Here is an 18,129-nt window from a genome sequence, read left to right on the forward strand (position 1 = left end):
CCCGCACCATCGTTAAAGTGGCACGCCTCACAGTCTACCCGTGATGGCAAGGCCGCCGGCCGGCGTCGGCCGGGCACCGCGGAAGGCAGCAAGCCCCGGGCAGGGGGAGCCGGCGTCGAACGCCCATGCCGGGTGGCCTGCGCCGGATGCTCAGGCCGGAACCAGGCGCAGCGGCAGCGACTCCCAGCCCTTCAGGGTGTTGTGCAGGTAGGGGACCGGTGTGCCGGCGGGCTCGAGCCGTTCGACGTGCGCGGCGAGCCAGTTGAGCACCACTTCCATCTCGAGCCGCGTGATCGGCTGCCCGACGCAGCGGTGGATCCCGGTGCCGAACGCGATCATGCCCGAGGCGTCGCGCTCGACCCGGAACCGGTCCGCGTCCGGGCCGAACTGTGCCGGATCCCGGTTGGCGGCGCCGAGGAAGAGCACGATCTTGGTCCCGCCCGGGATGCGCATCCCGCGGAACTCGGTGTCCGCCGCGGTGGTGCGGAAGAAGGACTGGAACGGCGAATCGAAGCGGAGCACCTCGTCGATCGCGAACTTGGCGAGGCGGGGGTTCCCGCGGATCCGGGCCCATTCCTCCGGGTGCCCGGCCAGCAACTTCAGGGCGTTGCCGATCCCGATGACCGTGGTGTCCAACCCGGCGGAGAGCAGCGCGCGCACCAGCAGCGGCGCCTCGTCCTCGCCGATGCCGCCGGCGTCAGCGAGCTCCCACAGCCGGGCACCCAGCCCGCCCGGCGCCAGGTTGTGCCGGGCGGTGCGGTCCATCACCCATTCGAAGGTGCCGGCGCCCTGCTCCACGAAGCGCCGCTGACGTTCGTCCTCGGGCCCGAAGTAGCTGAAGCTCATCGCGCCCTGGCTGACCAGGTTCTCCGCCCGCCCCTCGCGCAGGATGCCGACGGCGTCGCCGAAGACCCGCAGCGGAAAGGCCTCGGCCAGGTCCTTGACCCCGTCGATCATGCCGCGGGCCAGCAGTTCCGGCAGCAGTTCCGCGGCGTACGCCTCGAACCCGTCCCGAAGCGCGCGCACGCCCTTCGGCGAGATGACCGAGGCCATCGCCCTGCGCAGCCGGGTGTGGACGGGCGGGTCGGAGTCCAGGATGCCCTGCGGCTTCCACGAGGGTTCCCGGTGCAGGTTCCGCGGCCCCACGCCGGCGCCGCTGATGAACGTCGCCGGGTCGGCCAGGATGTCGCGGCACTCGGCGTAGCGGGTGAACGCGAGGACGCGGTACTTCTCCAGGTAGACGGCGGGTCCCGCCGCCCGCATCCGGTCGAACAGCGGATACGGGTCCGCCAGGTTTGCATCCGAATACGGGTCCTCGCTGCAGGACACCGCTGCCTGGTAGTCCAGTACTTCCGCCATGTGGGCTCCTCCAGCCTTCGAAGAATGGCTCCACCCTAGCCCAGCCGCGTCGGCCCGGCCTCCAGGGGCCACGACGGCGCCGTCTTTACGTAGAGTGGGTACAGGGTGACCAGCCTCACGGCCAGACCTCCCGGGAGGAAATTGCGTGAAAGCGTTGTTCAAGTCCGGTCCGCAGCCAGGTTTCGAGCTCGTCGACCGGCCCGAGCCGGCGCCAGGTGACCGGGACGTGAAGATCCGCGTCATGACCACAGGCATCTGCGGCACCGACCTGCACATCCAGGCGTGGGACCCGTGGGCGCAGGCGAACGTGCCCACGCCGCTGGTTCCCGGCCACGAGTTCTACGGCGAGGTGGTGGAGGCCGGGCCGCTGGTGCAGGACATCAAGGTCGGGGACCGGGTCTCCGGCGAGGGCCACATCGTCTGCGGGACCTGCCGGAACTGCCGGGCCGGCCGGCGGCAGATGTGCATCCGCACCGTCAGCGTCGGCGTCCAGCGGGACGGGGCGTTCGCCGAGTACGTCGTCATTCCCGACACCAACGCCTGGGTCCACCATGACGAGTCGATCACGCCGGAACTGGGGGCGATCTTCGACCCGTTCGGCAATGCCGTCCACACCGCGCTGAGCTTTCCGCTGGTCGGCGAGGACGTGCTGATCACCGGGGCCGGGCCCATCGGGCTGATGGCGGTTGCGGTGGCCCGCCACGCCGGGGCCCGCAAGATCGCGATCACGGACGTGTCCGCCTCGCGGCTGGAGCTGGCCAAGCGGATGGGCGCGGACATGGCCGTGGACGTCAGCCGCATGCACCTGGACGAGGCCCAGGCTCAGCTGCACCTGGCCGAGGGGTTCGACATCGGCCTGGAAATGAGTGGCCGCGCGTCGGCGCTGCGCGAGATGATCGACAACATGACGCACGGGGGACGGATTGCGCTGCTCGGCCTGCCTACCGAGGAGATCGCCGTCGACTGGGGCAAGGTGGTCACGCACATGCTCACGCTCAAGGGCATCTACGGGCGGGAAATGTTCGAGACCTGGTATGCGATGAGCGCGATGCTCCAGTCCAACCCGCAGCTGCATGAGGCGGTCTCCGGCGTAATCACCGACGTGCTGCCGGCTTCCGACTGGGACGCGGGTTTCGAGACGGCGCGCGAAGGCAGCGGCGGCAAAGTCGTCCTGGACTGGACCCGGATCTGAAGGAGGACCAATGTACGCAGCCATGAAGGAGCAGCTCGCGGCCGAACTGCAGGTGATCCGGGACGCCGGGCTGTTCAAGGCGGAGCGGCCGATCACGTCCCCGCAGTCGAGCCACATCACCGCCGGCAGCCCCGACTCGCCGCCGGCGCCTGTGCTGAACTTCTGCGCCAACAACTATCTGGGCCTGGCCGACCACCCGGAGCTGATCGCGGCTGCGAAGACGGCGCTGGACGAGCGCGGCTTCGGCATGGCCAGTGTGCGCTTCATCTGCGGTACGCAGGACAGGCACCTCGAGCTGGAACGGCGGGTCTCGCAGTTCCTCGGCACCGAAGACACCATCCTCTTCTCCTCCTGCTTCGACGCCAACGGCGGCGTCTTCGAGGCGCTCTTCGGCCCGGAGGACGCCATCATCTCCGACGCGCTGAACCACGCATCGATCATCGACGGGATCCGGCTCTCGAAGGCGCAGCGGTACCGCTACGCCAACCAAGACATGGCGGAGCTGGAGGCACGGCTGCGGGAAACCGCGGAAATGAACGACGGCGGCGGGGCCAGGCGGCGGATCATCGTCACCGACGGCGTCTTCTCCATGGACGGCTACCTGGCCCCGCTGCGCGCCATCTGCGACCTGGCCGAGCAATACGACGCCCTCGTGATGGTGGACGATTCGCACGCCGTCGGGTTCATGGGGGACACGGGCGCGGGGACGCCGGAGCACGCCGGCGTCGCGGACCGGGTGGACATCTACACCGGGACGTTCGGCAAGGCACTGGGCGGTGCCTCCGGCGGCTACGTGTCCGGCCGGTCGGAGATCGTCGCGATGCTGCGCCAGCGCGCCCGGCCCTACCTGTTCTCGAACTCCGTGGCCCCGGCGATCGTCGCCGCCACGCTGCGGGCACTCGACCTGGTCGCCGGTTCCGGGGAGCTGCGCGGCCGGCTGCGGGAGAACGCCGCGCTGTTCCGGAGCCGGATGGCCGAGGAGGGGTTCGACCTGCTGCCGGGCGAGCACCCGATCGTCCCGGTCATGTTCGGCGACGCCGTGCTCGCGGCGAAGACCGCCGAGGAGATGCTCCGGCGCGGCGTCTACGTCACCGCTTTCAGTTTCCCCGTGGTGCCCCGCGACGCGGCCCGGATCCGCGTGCAGCTGTCCGCCGCGCACAGCAAGGACGACGTCGAGCAGTGCGTCGCTGCCTTCGTGGCGGCCCGTGCGGCGTTAGGCGGGGGCTGATGGGACTGCGGCACCGGCTCAAGAAGCCGCGGCCGTCGCAGGACGCGATGGTGCGGGCGTTCTGGCAATGGTGGGAGGCCGAGGCGGCGGAGAGAATCTGCACCGGCGGCGAGGGGTTCACCGACGCCTACGTCAAGCGGCTGAACCAGCGGATCTCGCGGATCAGCCGGGGCCTGGCCTGGGAACTGGGCGCCGGCACGGTGGCCGAGCACGAACTGGTCATTTTCGCGGAGCAACCGGCCCAGGCCGCGCTCGCGCGCCGCGTGCTGAAGGCGGCCCCGGCCCCGGACCTGCACTGGGAATACTCGGACCGGCGGCAGGCGGCCGCGGACTTCGAGGAGCTCACGCTGGGCATCTCCGGCCAGGACTTTGCGGCCGAAGACTTCCGGGTGCGGCTGTTGCTCAACCGCTACTCAGCCGACATCGCGGTCTACCACCCCAACCTCGCCGAGCTGCCCGAGGACAAGCGGATGCTGCCGGTCTCGGTGATGCTGGACCATGCCATCGGGCAGGCCGACGCCGCGGCCTGGATCGGCATCATCGAGCCGGTGCTGCAGCCCCATCCGGAGGACATCCCGCTGACCGCCCTGCGCGAGGTCGTCGACCGGCTGCGGGCCGGCGCCGTGGACGAGCACGGGCAGCCGATCTGGGAGGAACTGCATGGGGTGGCCGCGGACGGGGAGCGGATCACCGCCGTCGTCCAGGTTCCGTTGGTCTCCGCCTTCTGGCCGGACTTCGACCAGCACGTGGCCATCCGGCTGGCCTACCTGACGGAACTCGGCGGCGGCCAGCCCGGCGGCACCTCGGCGCAGCGCCTGCAGGAACTGGAGGAAGCCCTCTCCGCCGGCCTGGGCGCGGACGGCAGGCTGGTGGCGACGGAGACGACGCCCGGCCACCGGACCCTGCACTTCTACGTGGACTCCACCACCTCGGCCGCGTGGCAGCTGGAGGCCGGCAGCGTGGACTGGCCGGAGGGGCAGGTCGGCGTGGGCGCCGAAATGGATCCGTCCTGGTCCTCGGTGAAGCACTTGCGGCTTCGCTGAGTCCCGGCGCCTAACGCCCCGCCGGACGGTCGGCGCGGTCCCGCCCCGCACCGGCCGCACCGGCCCGGCCCCGGGCAGGCAGGCCTGCTAGCTCAGGCCGCCGGTCAGTTTGCCGTAGGCGCGGAAGTAGCGAAGGCCCAGCTCGCGGGCACCGGCGGCGTCGTAGTGGATGATGTCGCCGGCCGTCGCGGCCCCCTGCGGCCCCTCGACGAAGGCCGTCAGCGGCCGTTCCGAAGCGATCGAGCGGTGCACGCGGTCGATGCCGCGCGCCGACGGGCTGCCCGCGACCCACTCGGGCACCATCCCGCCGGCCAGGAACGGCACCGGGCCGAACTCCGTCCGGAACAGGTCGATCAGCTGCAGCAGCTTTCGCCGGTACCACCGCTCGTCGGCCCGGGCCATGGCATCCGCCTCGCCCTGGTGCCAGAGGATCGCCGCGAGCCGGTGGGCCGGGTTCAGCGCCAGCGCGCGGGCGCAGGCGTCCGCGGCGCGGCGGGCGAGGTTGACCGCCGCGGCCTTGTTGTCCGGGTCCCAGCTGTAGTCCGCGTTGCCCGTGAAGCCGGTGCCGCCGCGGGCGGCCGGCACGAGCAGGACCTTGCGGTCCGCCTCCTGGCGGAGCCAGAGCTGGCGGCCGAACTCCATCCCCGGCCCGACCGCGGGCGATCCACCGAACAGGTACTGGGTGACGTGGAAGAGCGAGTCCTCGGCCGGGAGCACCTTGCCTGCGTGCGGTCCCGAGCCGGCGAGCTGTTCGACGCCCTCGAACCTGGCGTCGAGTGCGGGATCGTAGGGCAGCCCGGCGCCCTGCATGTTGGACTGGCCGACCAGGAGCACGACGTCGGCCCCGGCCCTGCGCGGATCGGTGCGGCCGTTGTGCGGGGCGGGGAGGCCGGCAGCCTGGCTGCCCGAGGCCGCCGGGCGGAGGAGTTCCGCGAGGGCGCGGTGGGTGGCCGAGGAAGGATCGGCGACCAGCCGCGCGATGTCCTCGTCCGACGGGGCTGCGGCCAGTCCGCTGCCCGCGATCCCCGGGGCGCCCGTGGCGGCGTGGGTCGCGGCCGCGCCGGCGGTCCCGGCGCCCAGGCCGACGGCGATGATCGGCACGGCCCGCCGCAGCAGCGTGCGGCGGCTCGGAATCTGCCCGCCCTCGGCGGCCGGCTCGGACTGGTCTGGTTCCACGAAGCGCCCCTCCCGCGCAGCGACGGCCGGCGTTGGGGCGCCGGCCGGACACGGGAATCAGTTTAGCGGCGAATCCAGCTCCTGCTCGACGGCCTCGAGAATCGTGCCGCCCGAGACGAGAACGCGGACGGCTTCGATCTCCGGTGCCAGGTAGCGGTCCGGTCCCGGTCCCTCGACGGCCTTGCGGATCCGGCGCCGGGCCGCCGCGATGGCCGGCGAACTGAGGGAGGTGTCAACACCGCCGTCGCGCATGTCCAGCGCCCGGGCCGAGGTCAGCAGCTCGACGGCCAGCACGCGGGTGAGCCCGTCCACCGCCCGCCGCAGCTTCAGCCCGGCGGCCCAGCCCATGGAGACGTGGTCCTCCTGCATCGCCGAGGACGGGATGGAATCGGCCGAGGCGGGGTTGGCCAGCCGCTTGAGTTCGGAGACGATGCCGGCCTGGGTGTACTGGGCGATCATGTGGCCGGAGTCCACGCCGGGGTCGCCGGCCAGGAAGGCGTTCAGCCCGTGGCTGCGCGCGGCGTCCAGGAACCGGTCGGTGCGGCGTTCGCTCATTGAGGCCAGGTCCGCCACCGCGATGGCCAGGAAGTCCAGCACGTAGCCGACCGGGGCGCCGTGGAAGTTGCCGTTCGACTCGACGCGGCCGTCCACGGTGACCACCGGGTTGTCGATCGCCGAGGCCAGTTCGTAGCCGGCAACGGACTCGGCGTGCGCCAGCGTGGAGCGGGCCGCGCCGTGTACCTGCGGGGCGCAGCGCAGCGAGTAGGCATCCTGCACCCGGGTGAAGCGATGTCCCTCGCCGCCGGCTTCCTTCTGCCGCGCGATCAGGTCCGAGCCGGCCAGGATCCGGCGCATGTTCGACGCCGCGCTGATCTGTCCCGGGTGCGGGCGCAGTGCGTGCAGGTCCTCGGCCAGCACGTCGTCGGTGCCGAGCAGGCCCTCGATGCTCATGGCCGCCGCGAGGTCCGCGGTCTTCAGCAGCCGGTGCAAGTCCTCGGCCGCCATGAGCAGCATGCCGAGCATGCCGTCCGTGCCGTTGATCAGCGCGAGGCCCTCTTTTTCCCGCAGTTCCACCGGCTCGAGCCCCGCGGCCGCCAGCGCTTCCGCGGCCGGCGCCAGGCCGCCGTCGTGCGTGCGCACCTGGCCTTCACCCATCAGGGCGAGGGCGCAATGGGCCAGCGGCGCGAGGTCCCCGGAACAGCCCAGCGAACCGTATTCGCCGATGACGGGCGTGATGCCGGCGTTGAGGATGCCGGCATAGGCCTGCGCGACGGCGGGACGCACCCCGGTGCGGCCGGTCGCCATGGTGGCCAGCCGGTTGAGCATCAGCCCGCGGACCACCTCCCGGTCCACCTCGGCGCCGGAGCTGGCGGCGTGGCTGCGGATCAGGCTGCGCTGGAGCTGCGTCCGCTGCTCGATGGGAATCTGCCGGGTGGCGAGCGCGCCGAAGCCGGTGGAGACCCCGTAGTGCGGCTTGTCGTCCGTGACCAGGGCCTCGATCACGGCGCGGGAGGCCGCCATCGCCGCCAGCGCAGCGTCGCTGAGCTCGACCCGGGCGCCGTGGCGGGCGACGGAGACCACGTCGGCGGGGGCGAGCGGGCCGGTGGAGACGGTGACAGCGGCCGGAGCCGAAGGGGTGGCGGGGGCCGGAGGGGTAGCGGGGGTACTCATGGTGCCTTTCGGGTGCTGCTCGGATACTGCGTGCGGGGAAGTTGTCCAGGTCCCGGGTCGGGATGTTCAGTCGGCGATCAGGGCCTGGTAGTCGGGCTCCTTTTCGAGGACGCCGTACTTCTTGGCGGCGGTGCCCAGCTGCTGGAGGGCGTCCATGTTCACGTCCTCGTGCCACTTGGACATTTCCACCTTGCCGGCCAGCTCCGGCGTGATCTTTGCGTAGTCCTGGATGATGGTGCGGACCTCGTCGTCATTGGCATCGGCGAACTCGAAGGATTTGGCCAGCGCCCGCCGGAAACGTTCCACGAGTTCCGGGTTCTTCTGCAGGGTCTCCTGCGAGGCGAAGTAGAACGCGGAGTCGAAGTTGTCCGCCAGATCGGTCATCGGGCTGGCTACGATCGTGCCGCCGGCGTCGAGGATCTGTGTGCGGAATGGTTCGGTTGTCCATGCCGCGTCCACGTCGCCGCGCTCGAGGGCGGCCGGCATGTTCGGGTAGGGCATCTCGACGAAGTCGACGCTCTGCGGGTCGGCGCCGGCCTTCTCCATCGAGTTGCGGATGGTGACGTCGGCGAAGTTGTTGAGGGCGTTGACGGCCACCGTCTTTCCGGCGAGGTCCGCGGCGTCCTTGATGCCGCTGTCCGGCATGGCGGCGACCTCCGTGACGTCAGCCCCGGCTTCACTCGTGGAACTGGAGCCGTTGGAGACCACGGAAATCGGCAGCCCCTTGTCCTGGGCGACCAGCAGCGAGACGGCGTTCGAGTAGCCGAACTGGTATTCGCCGGTCATGACCGCCGGCACGATGGCGGCCCCGCCCTGCGCCAGCTGGACCTCAAGGTCGATCCCTTCATCCTCGAAGTAGCCCTCCTGGATGCCCAGATAGACGGGGGCGACGTCGGTGATGGGGATGAGTCCGACGCTGACCTGTTCCAGGTTCCCGGAGCCTTCGCCGCCCGCGGCCGGGGCCGAATCGCTGGAGGATGGACTGCCTGCGCCGCAGCCCGCCAGCACCAGCGTGGCTGCGGCGGCCGTTGCGGCGGCCACCGTGGTCCTGACGGGTTGGCGGCGGACGGACCCGAAGGCCGAGGACTGTGTCAACATGGGTGCTCCCGGTATGCCGAAGGGCGGTAAGGGTATTTCGTTCTGTAAAACGCCAAGACTGCTAACTGAAAGGTACAGAGGCAGCGGCGCTCCGTCAATGCTTTTGGATGCACAGTATTGCCGGACAGTGAAATGGATGTTTTACTGAGTGCAACGAAAACCTCGAGAATCCGGAGCGTGACCATGGCCGCCGCCAACGGGCCCGATGCCACCACCCGCGCAGCAGACCGTGCCCTCGGCCTGCTGCGCGTGGTCTGCGAGCGCGACGGCGTCAAACTCGCCGACGCCGCCAAGGAAGTCGACTTGTCGGCCAGCACGGCGCTGCGGCTGCTGCGCACCCTCGAGGCCAGCGGCTTCGTGGCGAAGCGAGGGGACGGGCTCTACCGGCCGGGATTCCGGATGGTGCAGCTGGGCGTGCAGGCCCTGAGCCACGAGTCGCTGGTCGCGACGAGCCGGGCCTCGCTGCGGGCCTTGGTCGAGCGCACCGGCGAATCGGCCTACCTGAGCGTTGCCACCGGACCCGCCCACGGCCTGTACCTGGCCATCGAAGAGGGCACGCACACGGTCCGGCACGTCAACTGGGTGGGCCGCACCTTCCCGCTGGACGGCAGCGCCGCCGGCCAGGCCCTGGCGGGCGGCGTGGAACCGGGTTCCTTCGCCATCGTGGCCAACGGGGTGGAGCCGGACATCACCGCGGTGGCCGCCCCGGTCCTGGCCGGATCCAAGGTCGTGGCAGCTTTGAGCATCGTCGCGCCCAGCTACCGCACCACCGCGGACGCGGCCCGGTCACTCGGCGAGCTCGTCGCCGCTGAAGCCGGCCGCCTGTTCGCCAACCCCACGGTGGTCGATCCGGCCGCCGCCACCGCACCGTTCGCCTCCTGACAGCCCCCACGGACAGAAAGAGTTCGACATCATGACGTTCACCCGGCACGATTCCTCCCGCTCCATCCGCGCACCCCGCGGCACCGACCTGACCGCCAAGAGCTGGCAGACCGAGGCGCCGCTGCGGATGCTGATGAACAACCTGGATCCCGAGGTCGCCGAGCGGCCGGAGGACCTGGTGGTTTACGGCGGCACCGGCCGTGCCGCGCGCAGCTGGGAAGCCTACGACGCCATCATCCGCACCCTCGAAACCCTGGAGAAGGACGAGACCCTGCTGGTGCAGTCCGGCAAACCGGTCGGCGTGCTGCGCACCCATGAGTGGGCCCCGCGGGTGCTGATCGCCAACTCGAACCTCGTGGGGGACTGGGCCAACTGGCCGGAGTTCCGCCGGCTCGAGGCCGAGGGCCTGATGATGTACGGCCAGATGACCGCCGGCTCCTGGATCTACATCGGCACCCAGGGCATCCTGCAGGGCACCTTCGAGACCTTCGCCGCCGTGGCGGCCAAGAAGTTCGGCTCGACGCTCGCCGGCACGCTGACCCTGACCGGCGGCTGCGGCGGCATGGGCGGGGCGCAGCCGCTCGCCGTGACGCTGAACGGCGGAGCCTGCCTGATTGTCGACGTCGACGAGTCGCGGCTGCGCCGCCGGGCCGGCAAGCGCTACCTGGACGAGGTAGAGACGGACCTGGACGCCGCCGTCGCAAAGGTCCTGAAAGCCAAGGAGGAGAAGCGTCCGCTCTCCGTGGGCTACGTGGGCAACGCCGCCGCGGTCTTCCCCGAGCTGCTGCGCCGGCACCAGGCGGGCGAGCTGACGATCGATATCGTGACGGACCAGACGTCCGCCCACGACCCGCTGAGCTACCTGCCCGAAGACGTCGCGTTCGAGGACTGGCGCGCCGAGGCCGAGGCGGACCCGGCCGGCTTCACCAAGAAGGCGCAGGCATCGATGGCCCGGCATGTGCAGGCCATGGTGGAGTTCCAGGACGCCGGCGCCGAGGTGTTCGACTACGGCAACTCGATCCGCGACGAGGCCCGCAAGGGCGGCTACGAGCGGGCCTTCGAGTTCCCCGGCTTCGTCCCCGCCTACATCCGCCCGCTGTTCTGCGAGGGCCTGGGCCCGTTCCGCTGGGTGGCGCTCTCCGGCGACCCGGAGGACATCCGGGTCACGGACCAGGCGATCAAGGAGCTCTTCCCGGAGAACGAGCACCTGCACCGCTGGATCGACGCGGCCGCCGAACACGTCGAGTTCGAGGGCCTGCCCGCGCGGATCTGCTGGCTCGGCTACGGCGAGCGGCACAAGGCGGGCCTGCTGTTCAACCGGCTCGTGGCCGAGGGCAAGGTCTCGGCGCCGATCGTAATCGGCCGGGACCACCTGGATTCGGGCTCGGTCGCCAGCCCGTACCGGGAGACCGAGGCGATGGCGGACGGCTCGGACGCGATCGCGGACTGGCCGCTGCTCAACGCGCTGGTCAACACGTCCTCCGGCGCCACCTGGGTCTCCATCCACCACGGCGGCGGTGTGGGCATCGGCCGCTCCATCCACGCCGGGCAGGTCTCCGTCGCCGACGGCACCGAGCTCGCCGCGCAGAAGCTGGAGCGCCTGCTGACCAACGACCCGGGCATGGGCGTCATCCGCCACGTCGACGCCGGCTACGGGCGCGCCGCGGAGGTTGCCGCCGAGCGCGGGGTGCGCATCCCGATGGGTGAGTAGGGTAGTGCCCATGGACACCGTGTCATCGTTGCTGGACTCCATTGCCGACGTCGGACGGGACCGGGTGCGCGGGGGCTACACCCGGCCGGTCTACTCCGCGGCCGAACTGGACTTGCGCGCGTGGTTCAGCGAGCAGGCCGGACGCCGCGGGCTGGCCGTCGACACCGACCGCAACGGCGTCCTCTGGGCCTGGTGGGGCGAACCCCAGCGGGGCGCCCTGGTCACCGGCAGCCACCTGGATTCGGTGCCCGGCGGCGGGGCCTTCGACGGGCCGCTTGGCGTCGCCTCGGCGCTGGTGGCCGTGGACGTGCTCAGGGCGCGCGGCGTGGAGCCGAACCGGTCGCTGGCCGTGACGGTCTTTCCCGAGGAAGAGGGCTCCAGGTTCGGCGTCGCCTGCCTCGGATCGAGGCTGCTCACCGGCGCCATCGATGCCGACAGGGCGAGGAACCTGAGGGACGATGACGGCAACACCCTGGCCGACGTGGCCCGCCGCAACGGACTGGACCCGCAGCTGCTGGGCCGGGACGAGGAAGCGCTCGGGCGGATCGGGGACTTCATCGAACTGCACGTCGAGCAGGGCCGCGGCCTCGGCGAGGACGGGCCCGCCATCGCCGTCGGAAGTTCCATCCTTGGCCACGGCCGCTGGAAGCTGAGCGTGCACGGCCAGGGCAACCATGCCGGCACCACCCTGATGGAGGACCGGCAGGATCCCATGGTCGCCGCGGCGCAGATCGTGCTGGCCGTGCGGCAGGTCGCCGCCGGCCGCAGGGACGCGCGGGCCACCGTGGGGCGGCTGCAGCCGGTGCCGGGCGGGACCAACGTCATCGCCTCCCGCGTGGACCTCTGGCTGGACGTCCGGCATCCCGAGGACGAGGTGACGGCCGGCCTGGTGGAGGCCATCCACGGCAAGGCGCAGAAGATCGCCGCCTTCGAGGGCTGCACGGCGACGCTGACCGAGGAGTCCTTCAGCGGGACGGTGCAGTTCGATGCGGCACTGCAGCGGCAGGTCGGCAACGCCCTGCCCGGAGCCCCGGCGCTGGCGACGGGGGCGGGACACGACGCCGGGGTGCTGGCGGGCTTTGCGCCGTCGGCCATGGTTTTTGTCCGCAACCCGACCGGCATCTCGCATTCCCCCGAGGAACACGTGGAGGACGCGGACGCCGATGCCGGGGCCGAGGCGCTCGCGGACGTGCTGGAGGCGCTGCTGTGAGCGGCGTCTGGTGCGAGGCCGGCTGGATCCGCGGACGCGGCGTGCTCGAGGGCGTCCGGCTGGAAGTCGACGAGACCGGGATCGTGACCCGGATGAGGACCGGCGCGGGGCCGGAGCCGGCCGACGTCCGGCTCTCCGGGGTGGTGTTTCCGGCCGCGGCGAATGCACACTCGCACGCCTTCCACCGGGTGCTGCGCGGCCGCACCCACGACATGGGTGTGGGCAGTTTCTGGAGCTGGCGCGAGCAGATGTACAAGGCCGCCGGGGCGCTGACGCCGGAGGTCTACGAGCAGCTGGCCACCGCGGTCTTCGCCGAGATGGTCGTCGCCGGCTTCACCAGCGTGGCCGAGTTCCACTACGTCCACCACCGGCCGGACGGCACCCCCTACGGCCCGGACCACGGCGGCGAACATGCCATGGAGCTCGCGCTGGCCCGCGCGGCGGTGAACGCGCGGATCCGGCTGACCCTGCTCGACACCTGCTACCTTGCCGGCGGCATCGGCCAGGCGCTGGCGCCGGAGCAGGCCAGGTTCGGGGACGCCGATGCGCAGGCATGGCTGACCCGGCTGCAGTCGCTGCGCGAGACGGTGGCACGGAAGTTCGGACCGAACCAGGTCACGGTCGGTGCGGCCCTGCACTCCGTCCGCGGGGTGCCGTCCGAGGCGCTGCCGGACATCGCCGAACAGCTGCCGGCGGACCTGCCGCTGCACATCCACCTGTCGGAGCAGCCCGCCGAGAACCAGGCGTGCCTGCAGGCCACCGGCATGACACCGACGGCCCTGCTGCACCGGCACGGACTGCTCACCGACCGGCTCAGCGCCGTGCACGCGACGCACCTGACCGAGGCGGACATCGCGCTGCTCGGCCGCGCCCACGCCACCATCGTGATGTGTCCGACGACCGAGGCGGACCTGGCTGACGGCATCGGCCCCGCCGCAAAGCTGCGCGACGCGGGCGCCCGGATCGCCCTGGGAACGGACCAGCACGCCGTCGTCGACCCCTGGCTGGAGATGCGCGCGCTGGAACACGGCGAACGGCTTCGCTCCGGCCAGCGCGGCTGGTTCCGCCCCGAGGACCTCCACCAGTCGGCCACGGACAGCGGCGCCCTGTCGCTCGGACGGAAATCGGCGGGCTTCCGGCCGGGCAGCTACGCGGACCTGATGGCGGTGGACCCGGCCAGCGTGCGCACCGTCGGCTCCCGGCCCGACCAGCTCGCCCTCACCGCCACCGCGCAGGACGTTACCGCCGTCGTCGTGAGCGGACGGCTGGCCGCGCGCCATGGAATACACGCCACGCTGGGCGACCCGGCACGGCTGCTCGCCGCGGCCATTGAGCGGGTGGATGCCGCCGGCGCGCGTGCCGTAGGCACCCACGGCGAGCCGTCGGTCTCCACGGCGGACGGGGTCTCCGCATGACCGGGACGTCGACGCTGATCATCAACATCGGCGAGCTCGCCACCGTGGACCCCGCCTGCGGCGCGGAGGGCGTGCTGCGGAATGCCGCCGTCGTGCTGGAGGGGGAGCGGATCAGCTGGATCGGCCCCGCCGCGGACGCACCGGACGCGGACTCGCGGTTGGACGCCGAGGGCCGCGCCCTGCTGCCGGGCTGGGTGGATTCACACACGCACCTGGTCTTCGCCGGGGACCGGACGGCCGAATTCGAGGCCCGGATGGCGGGGCAGGACTATGCCGCCGGCGGGATCGCGGTGACGGTGGCTGCCACCCGGGAGGCCAGCGACTACGACCTCACCCGGCTCCTGCTGGGCCGTGCCGCGGAGGCCGTCGCCGGCGGAACCACCTACCTGGAGACCAAGACGGGCTACGGGCTCTCCGTCGAGCAGGAGGCCCGCAGTGCCCGGATCGCCTCCACCGTGGCGGACCAGGTGACCTACCTGGGCGCCCATCTGGTGCCGGCCGGTATGGACGCGGACGAGTACGCGGACCTGGTCTGCGGCGGGATGCTGGCGGCGGTGCGCCCCTACGTGCAGTGGGCGGACGTCTTCTGCGAGCGCGGCGCGTTCACCGAAGCGCAGTCGCGCCGGGTGCTGGCGGCCTGCCGGGACGCCGGGCTGGGCCTGCGGGTGCACGGCAACCAGCTGGGCGAGGGGCCCGGCGTGCAGCTGGCGGTGGAGTTCGGCGCCGCCAGCGTCGACCACGTCAATTACCTGAACGACGACGACGTGGACGCGCTCGCGGGCACCTGGTCCGGCTGGGACGCCGGCGGCGGGACGGGGGAGCGCGGCACCGTGGCCACGTGCCTGCCGGCCTGCGACCTGTCGACCCGCCAGCCGCTGGCCCCCGGCCGCCGGCTACTCGACTCCGGCGTCGAGATCGCGCTGGCCTCCAACTGCAATCCCGGCACCTCGTACACGAGCTCGATGAACTACTGCGTGGCCACGGCCGTGCTGCAGATGGGGTTGAGCGTGCAGGAAGCCGTCCGCGCGGCAACCTACGGCGGCGCGCTCGCGCTGGGCCGGCACACGGGCCCGGACGAGGACGGGCTGCGCGCGGTGGGATCGATCGCCGTCGGACACCGCGCCGACCTGCACCTGCTCAACGCCCCATCCGCGACGCACCTGGCCTACCGGCCGGGCATGCCGCTTACCGCGGCCGTCTGGCGGGCGGGCGAACGGGCGGTCTGAGTTCCGGCCCGCCTACGGGGTCCAATCCGGGTCGCGGCCTGCCAGGCCCAAGGTGCGGTCCAGCAGCCGGGCATCCTCCGGCACCTCGATCACCGGCGCGAAGAGGCCCTCCCTGGCGGCCGGATCCTCCGCCGCCTGCAGGGCGAAACCGTGGACCGCCTTCAGGCTGACCGGATCGCAGCTGAACGGCTGGTCCGTGCCGCGGGAGAGATCCCACCCGTGGAGGACCAGCTCGTCCAGGGCGACCAGCCCCATCACATTTGCGGGCAAGGTGACGCCGCCGGCCCGCGCCATGCCCTCCCACGATGCAGGATCGGCCCATGCCGTCGTCAGCTCATCCAGCCGCAGCGGCAGCAGCCGGCGCCAATCCGGATCCAGCCGCTCGGCAAGACCCCACATTTCCGTAGGCGTCCCCTGCAGTTCGTCATCGTAGCCGGCTTCCAGGGAGGCCTTCGTCGCCGCGTCGCGGAAGGCGACGGTGAGTCCCATGAAATGGTCCAGCAGGTCCCCGACGGTCTTCCCTTCGCATGGCGTCGCGGCGCGCAGCTGCCGGTCCTGGATGCCGACGGCCAACATGGCAACCTCGCGCGCTGCAGGAACTAGGTCGATCATGTCGGGGCCTCCCTGGACGCTCGTGCCGTTGCTCCAGTGTGGCCGCGGGCCACGCGGGCCGCAAGTGCCTCCGCCCGGCCCGTGGGCGGAACAAGTTCGCCGTTCCCGGGTGCCCGTTCCGCCCGGGCGCCCGAACGGATCGCCGCGAGTGCCTCAACGCCCGGCCCGTGAGCGGAACGAGCGCGTTCCCGCCCGACTGTTCCGCCCGGGCGCCCGAACGGATCTCCGCGAGCATGCCCCACGGCCGGCGGCTTGGCAAGATAGACCCATGCAGAGCGAGACCGTGACAACCGAGGCGATGCCCCGCACCCGCAAGTACTACAGGTACGAGATCCTGATCGTGCTCGGTCTATCGCTGGGCCAGTCCGCCGTCTACTCCATTGTGAACCTGGCCGACAAAATGACCCGCGGCCCGCTGGCCTCGCAGACCACGTCCCTGAACCCGGTTCTCAACGAGCGCGAGTTCTTCGACCTGCTCTACCAGTTGCTCGGCATCTTCTTCGCCCTCATGCCGGTGGCGCTGGTGGTGCTCCTGATGACCTCGCCCGGCAAGTCAGCCTTCCGGAAGATCGGCTTCACCTTTTCCCGGCCGGGCATCGACTTCGGCCTCGGCTTCGGCCTGGCCGCCCTGATCGGCGCCGGCACCCTGGGCGTCTACGCTGCGGGCCGGGCCCTGGGAATTACGACGGCGGTGGTCCCGGCTGCCCTCGACCAGTACTGGTGGACGGTTCCCGTGCTCATCCTCTCCGCCCTCCGCCACGCCGTCCTGGAGGAAGTCGTCATGGTCGGCTACCTGTTCGACCGGCTGGCCAAGCTCGGCTGGGGAACCTGGACAGTGATCCTCACCAGCGCGGCGATCCGTGGCAGCTACCACCTCTACCAGGGGATCGGGCCCGGCATCGGCAACTTCCTGATGGGCCTCATCTTCGGATACGCCTACACCCGGACCAGCCGCGTTATGCCGCTCGTCGTCGCCCATGCCCTCCTCGACATCGCAGGCTTCGTCGGCTACGCCCTCCTCGGACCCGCCATCGGCATCGGCACCTGACCAGCCCGCCGACCCCGCACCGCACACCACCCAGCCCGCCGACCCCGCACCGCACACCCACCCAGCCCGCCCCCGCTCCACCCCCACCCAGCCCCCGGCCCAGCCCCCCCGTTCTGCTAGCCCACCCATTTCGCTGCGATTTGGAATTCTGCTCATGCTTCAGACCGGCGGTGGATTTCCAATTCGCAGCGGAATCAGGCGCGGTCGGTCCGGCCTGCTCGGGGCGCTCCTACACCCGGCCAACTGTGGTTCCACCGATCCTGTCGAAGCCCCGCGGCTCGGAGAAGCTGCACCAGGCCGCGGGGATGCTCGCACTCGGGATTCATTGCGGCCTGCCAAGTCCACCTGACGAACGTGACGTTTTCCGCGCGAATCCTGTCCTCTCGGGCCTTCTCCTTCTCGACTGCTTCAGCAGGGGAGCGTCCCTTCAGATACTCGCCGCGTGAGTACTTGACAGAGCCGTCGAATTCCCCGGCAACCCTTGCCTCTTTCCAAAAGAAATCGGTAACACCCAAAAGGCTGCCGTCGGCGGCGTAGAAGGGGTGCTGCAGTATCGGGGCAGGAAGGTTGAAGAGGTACATCTGCGCCCGTGAGAGCGACTCTCCCACGGATCCCGACTGTGGATCTCCGAAATCGATGATCCGGTGTGCGCGGGCTGCCTTCGTCTTCGTGGCAAGGCGCTCTGCGAGTGCATGCAGCTGGTCCTTGTCCAGCGCGGGCAGCCCCCGGTCCTTATCCCGCCGCAGGACATGATCCATGGCGGGAACCGCCTGTTCAAACGGGAGCCGCGCCGCGACATCCACCGCCGTCTGTGCCCGCGAGGTCACCGTTAAACCATCCAGGGATTGGAGCGGTTCGAGGATTTCCGACGCGATCCAATGCATGCCTGCTCGCCGCTGTCCGTGCTGGCCCAAAGAAGCCAGCAGGACAACTTCGGGGCTCCTTCCGATGACGGGCATGCCCCAAATAGCGGCCGCGGACTGGCACGCAAGGACTCGTTCGCTCCGCCCTTTGCCGACAGCAGCCTCGATATGGAACCTGTACTGCTCCCACCAAGCCAGTTGTCGCCAGACCTCTGAGGAAACGTAGACACCCTTGCGGATGCGGGTCAAGGTCCCGGCTCTGGCCTGGGTGGCCAAGTGGTGCCGTCCGACCCCGGAGTGATCGTAGTCGTGGGCGAAGATCAGTGGAGAAGCCATGCTTTGATCGTGGACTGCACGGCCCGTCGGCGGGGATCAGGCACCCGTCCTATGTGGAT

At 70.9% G+C, this 18,129-nt stretch carries 15 protein-coding genes; 9 read left to right on the forward strand and 6 right to left on the reverse strand.

The annotated features are described in order from the left end of the window. Positions 1–150 precede the first annotated feature (150 nt). Positions 151–1,359: a cytochrome P450 gene (locus tag WFH44_RS02830; RefSeq protein WP_336711567.1), complete on the reverse strand. Its 1,209-nt coding sequence runs from the start codon at positions 1,357–1,359 to the stop codon at positions 151–153. 145 nt (positions 1,360–1,504) lie between these two features. Here WFH44_RS02830 and tdh point away from each other — a divergent pair, with 145 nt between their 5' ends. The 3 genes from tdh to WFH44_RS02845 are packed head-to-tail and all read left to right on the forward strand — an operon-like array spanning position 1,505 to position 4,822. Further along, positions 1,505–2,551, forward strand: a complete 1,047-nt coding sequence (gene tdh / locus WFH44_RS02835; protein WP_336711569.1) for an L-threonine 3-dehydrogenase — start codon at positions 1,505–1,507, stop codon at positions 2,549–2,551. A gap of 10 nt (positions 2,552–2,561) precedes the next feature. Continuing rightward, on the forward strand, positions 2,562–3,779 hold the full coding sequence (locus WFH44_RS02840) for a glycine C-acetyltransferase (RefSeq protein WP_336711571.1): 1,218 nt from the start codon (positions 2,562–2,564) through the stop codon (positions 3,777–3,779). Continuing rightward, positions 3,779–4,822 (forward strand): DUF695 domain-containing protein, encoded by a 1,044-nt coding sequence (locus WFH44_RS02845; protein WP_336711573.1) that lies wholly within the window; start codon positions 3,779–3,781, stop codon positions 4,820–4,822. Before WFH44_RS02840 ends, WFH44_RS02845 begins: the two co-directional genes overlap by 1 nt. 87 nt (positions 4,823–4,909) lie before the next feature. Here the strand turns inward: WFH44_RS02845 and WFH44_RS02850 are convergent, their stop codons facing one another. The 3 genes from WFH44_RS02850 to WFH44_RS02860 all read right to left on the reverse strand — a co-directional run bounded on the left by WFH44_RS02850 (position 4,910) and on the right by WFH44_RS02860 (position 8,767). Continuing rightward, positions 4,910–5,998, reverse strand: coding sequence for a sialate O-acetylesterase (locus tag WFH44_RS02850; protein WP_336711574.1), 1,089 nt, complete (start codon positions 5,996–5,998; stop codon positions 4,910–4,912). Between the two features lie 57 nt (positions 5,999–6,055). Beyond that, positions 6,056–7,669, reverse strand: coding sequence for a histidine ammonia-lyase (gene hutH / locus WFH44_RS02855; RefSeq protein ID WP_336711575.1), 1,614 nt, complete (start codon positions 7,667–7,669; stop codon positions 6,056–6,058). A 66-nt stretch (positions 7,670–7,735) separates the two neighbouring features. Next, on the reverse strand, positions 7,736–8,767 hold the full coding sequence (locus tag WFH44_RS02860; protein ID WP_336711577.1) for an ABC transporter substrate-binding protein: 1,032 nt from the start codon (positions 8,765–8,767) through the stop codon (positions 7,736–7,738). Between the two features lie 183 nt (positions 8,768–8,950). Between WFH44_RS02860 and WFH44_RS02865 the strand changes: the two genes are divergently transcribed. Genes WFH44_RS02865 through WFH44_RS02885 form a run of 5 tightly spaced genes read left to right on the forward strand, consistent with a single transcriptional unit; the run spans position 8,951 to position 15,211 of the window. Further along, complete coding sequence (locus WFH44_RS02865) at positions 8,951–9,649, forward strand: IclR family transcriptional regulator (protein WP_336711814.1); 699 nt, start codon at positions 8,951–8,953, stop codon at positions 9,647–9,649. Positions 9,650–9,680: 31 nt separating this feature from the next. Continuing rightward, positions 9,681–11,360, forward strand: a complete 1,680-nt coding sequence (hutU, locus tag WFH44_RS02870; protein ID WP_336711578.1) for a urocanate hydratase — start codon at positions 9,681–9,683, stop codon at positions 11,358–11,360. Between the two features lie 10 nt (positions 11,361–11,370). Further along, on the forward strand, positions 11,371–12,570 hold the full coding sequence (locus WFH44_RS02875) for an allantoate amidohydrolase (RefSeq protein WP_336711580.1): 1,200 nt from the start codon (positions 11,371–11,373) through the stop codon (positions 12,568–12,570). Then, positions 12,567–13,985, forward strand: coding sequence for a formimidoylglutamate deiminase (locus WFH44_RS02880; protein WP_336711581.1), 1,419 nt, complete (start codon positions 12,567–12,569; stop codon positions 13,983–13,985). Before WFH44_RS02875 ends, WFH44_RS02880 begins: the two co-directional genes overlap by 4 nt. Next, the gene (locus tag WFH44_RS02885) at positions 13,982–15,211 is read left to right on the forward strand and encodes an amidohydrolase family protein (protein WP_336711582.1); all 1,230 of its coding nucleotides are present in this window, start codon (positions 13,982–13,984) and stop codon (positions 15,209–15,211) included. Before WFH44_RS02880 ends, WFH44_RS02885 begins: the two co-directional genes overlap by 4 nt. A gap of 12 nt (positions 15,212–15,223) precedes the next feature. On the opposite strand, the gene WFH44_RS02890 is transcribed toward WFH44_RS02885, so the two are convergent. After that, positions 15,224–15,823 carry a TIGR03086 family metal-binding protein gene (locus tag WFH44_RS02890; protein WP_336711583.1) on the reverse strand — a complete coding sequence of 200 codons (600 nt, stop codon included), beginning with the start codon at positions 15,821–15,823 and terminating at the stop codon, positions 15,224–15,226. Between the two features lie 268 nt (positions 15,824–16,091). Here WFH44_RS02890 and WFH44_RS02895 point away from each other — a divergent pair, with 268 nt between their 5' ends. Further along, positions 16,092–16,871: a CPBP family intramembrane glutamic endopeptidase gene (locus tag WFH44_RS02895; protein ID WP_336711585.1), complete on the forward strand. Its 780-nt coding sequence runs from the start codon at positions 16,092–16,094 to the stop codon at positions 16,869–16,871. A 194-nt stretch (positions 16,872–17,065) separates the two neighbouring features. Here WFH44_RS02895 and WFH44_RS02900 read toward each other — a convergent pair whose 3' ends face one another. Beyond that, the gene (locus WFH44_RS02900; RefSeq protein ID WP_336711587.1) at positions 17,066–18,070 is read right to left on the reverse strand and encodes a hypothetical protein; all 1,005 of its coding nucleotides are present in this window, start codon (positions 18,068–18,070) and stop codon (positions 17,066–17,068) included. Between the last annotated feature and the right edge of the window lie 59 nt (positions 18,071–18,129).

Source organism: Arthrobacter sp. USHLN218 (assembly GCF_037144715.1).
Lineage (GTDB): Bacteria > Actinomycetota > Actinomycetes > Actinomycetales > Micrococcaceae > Crystallibacter.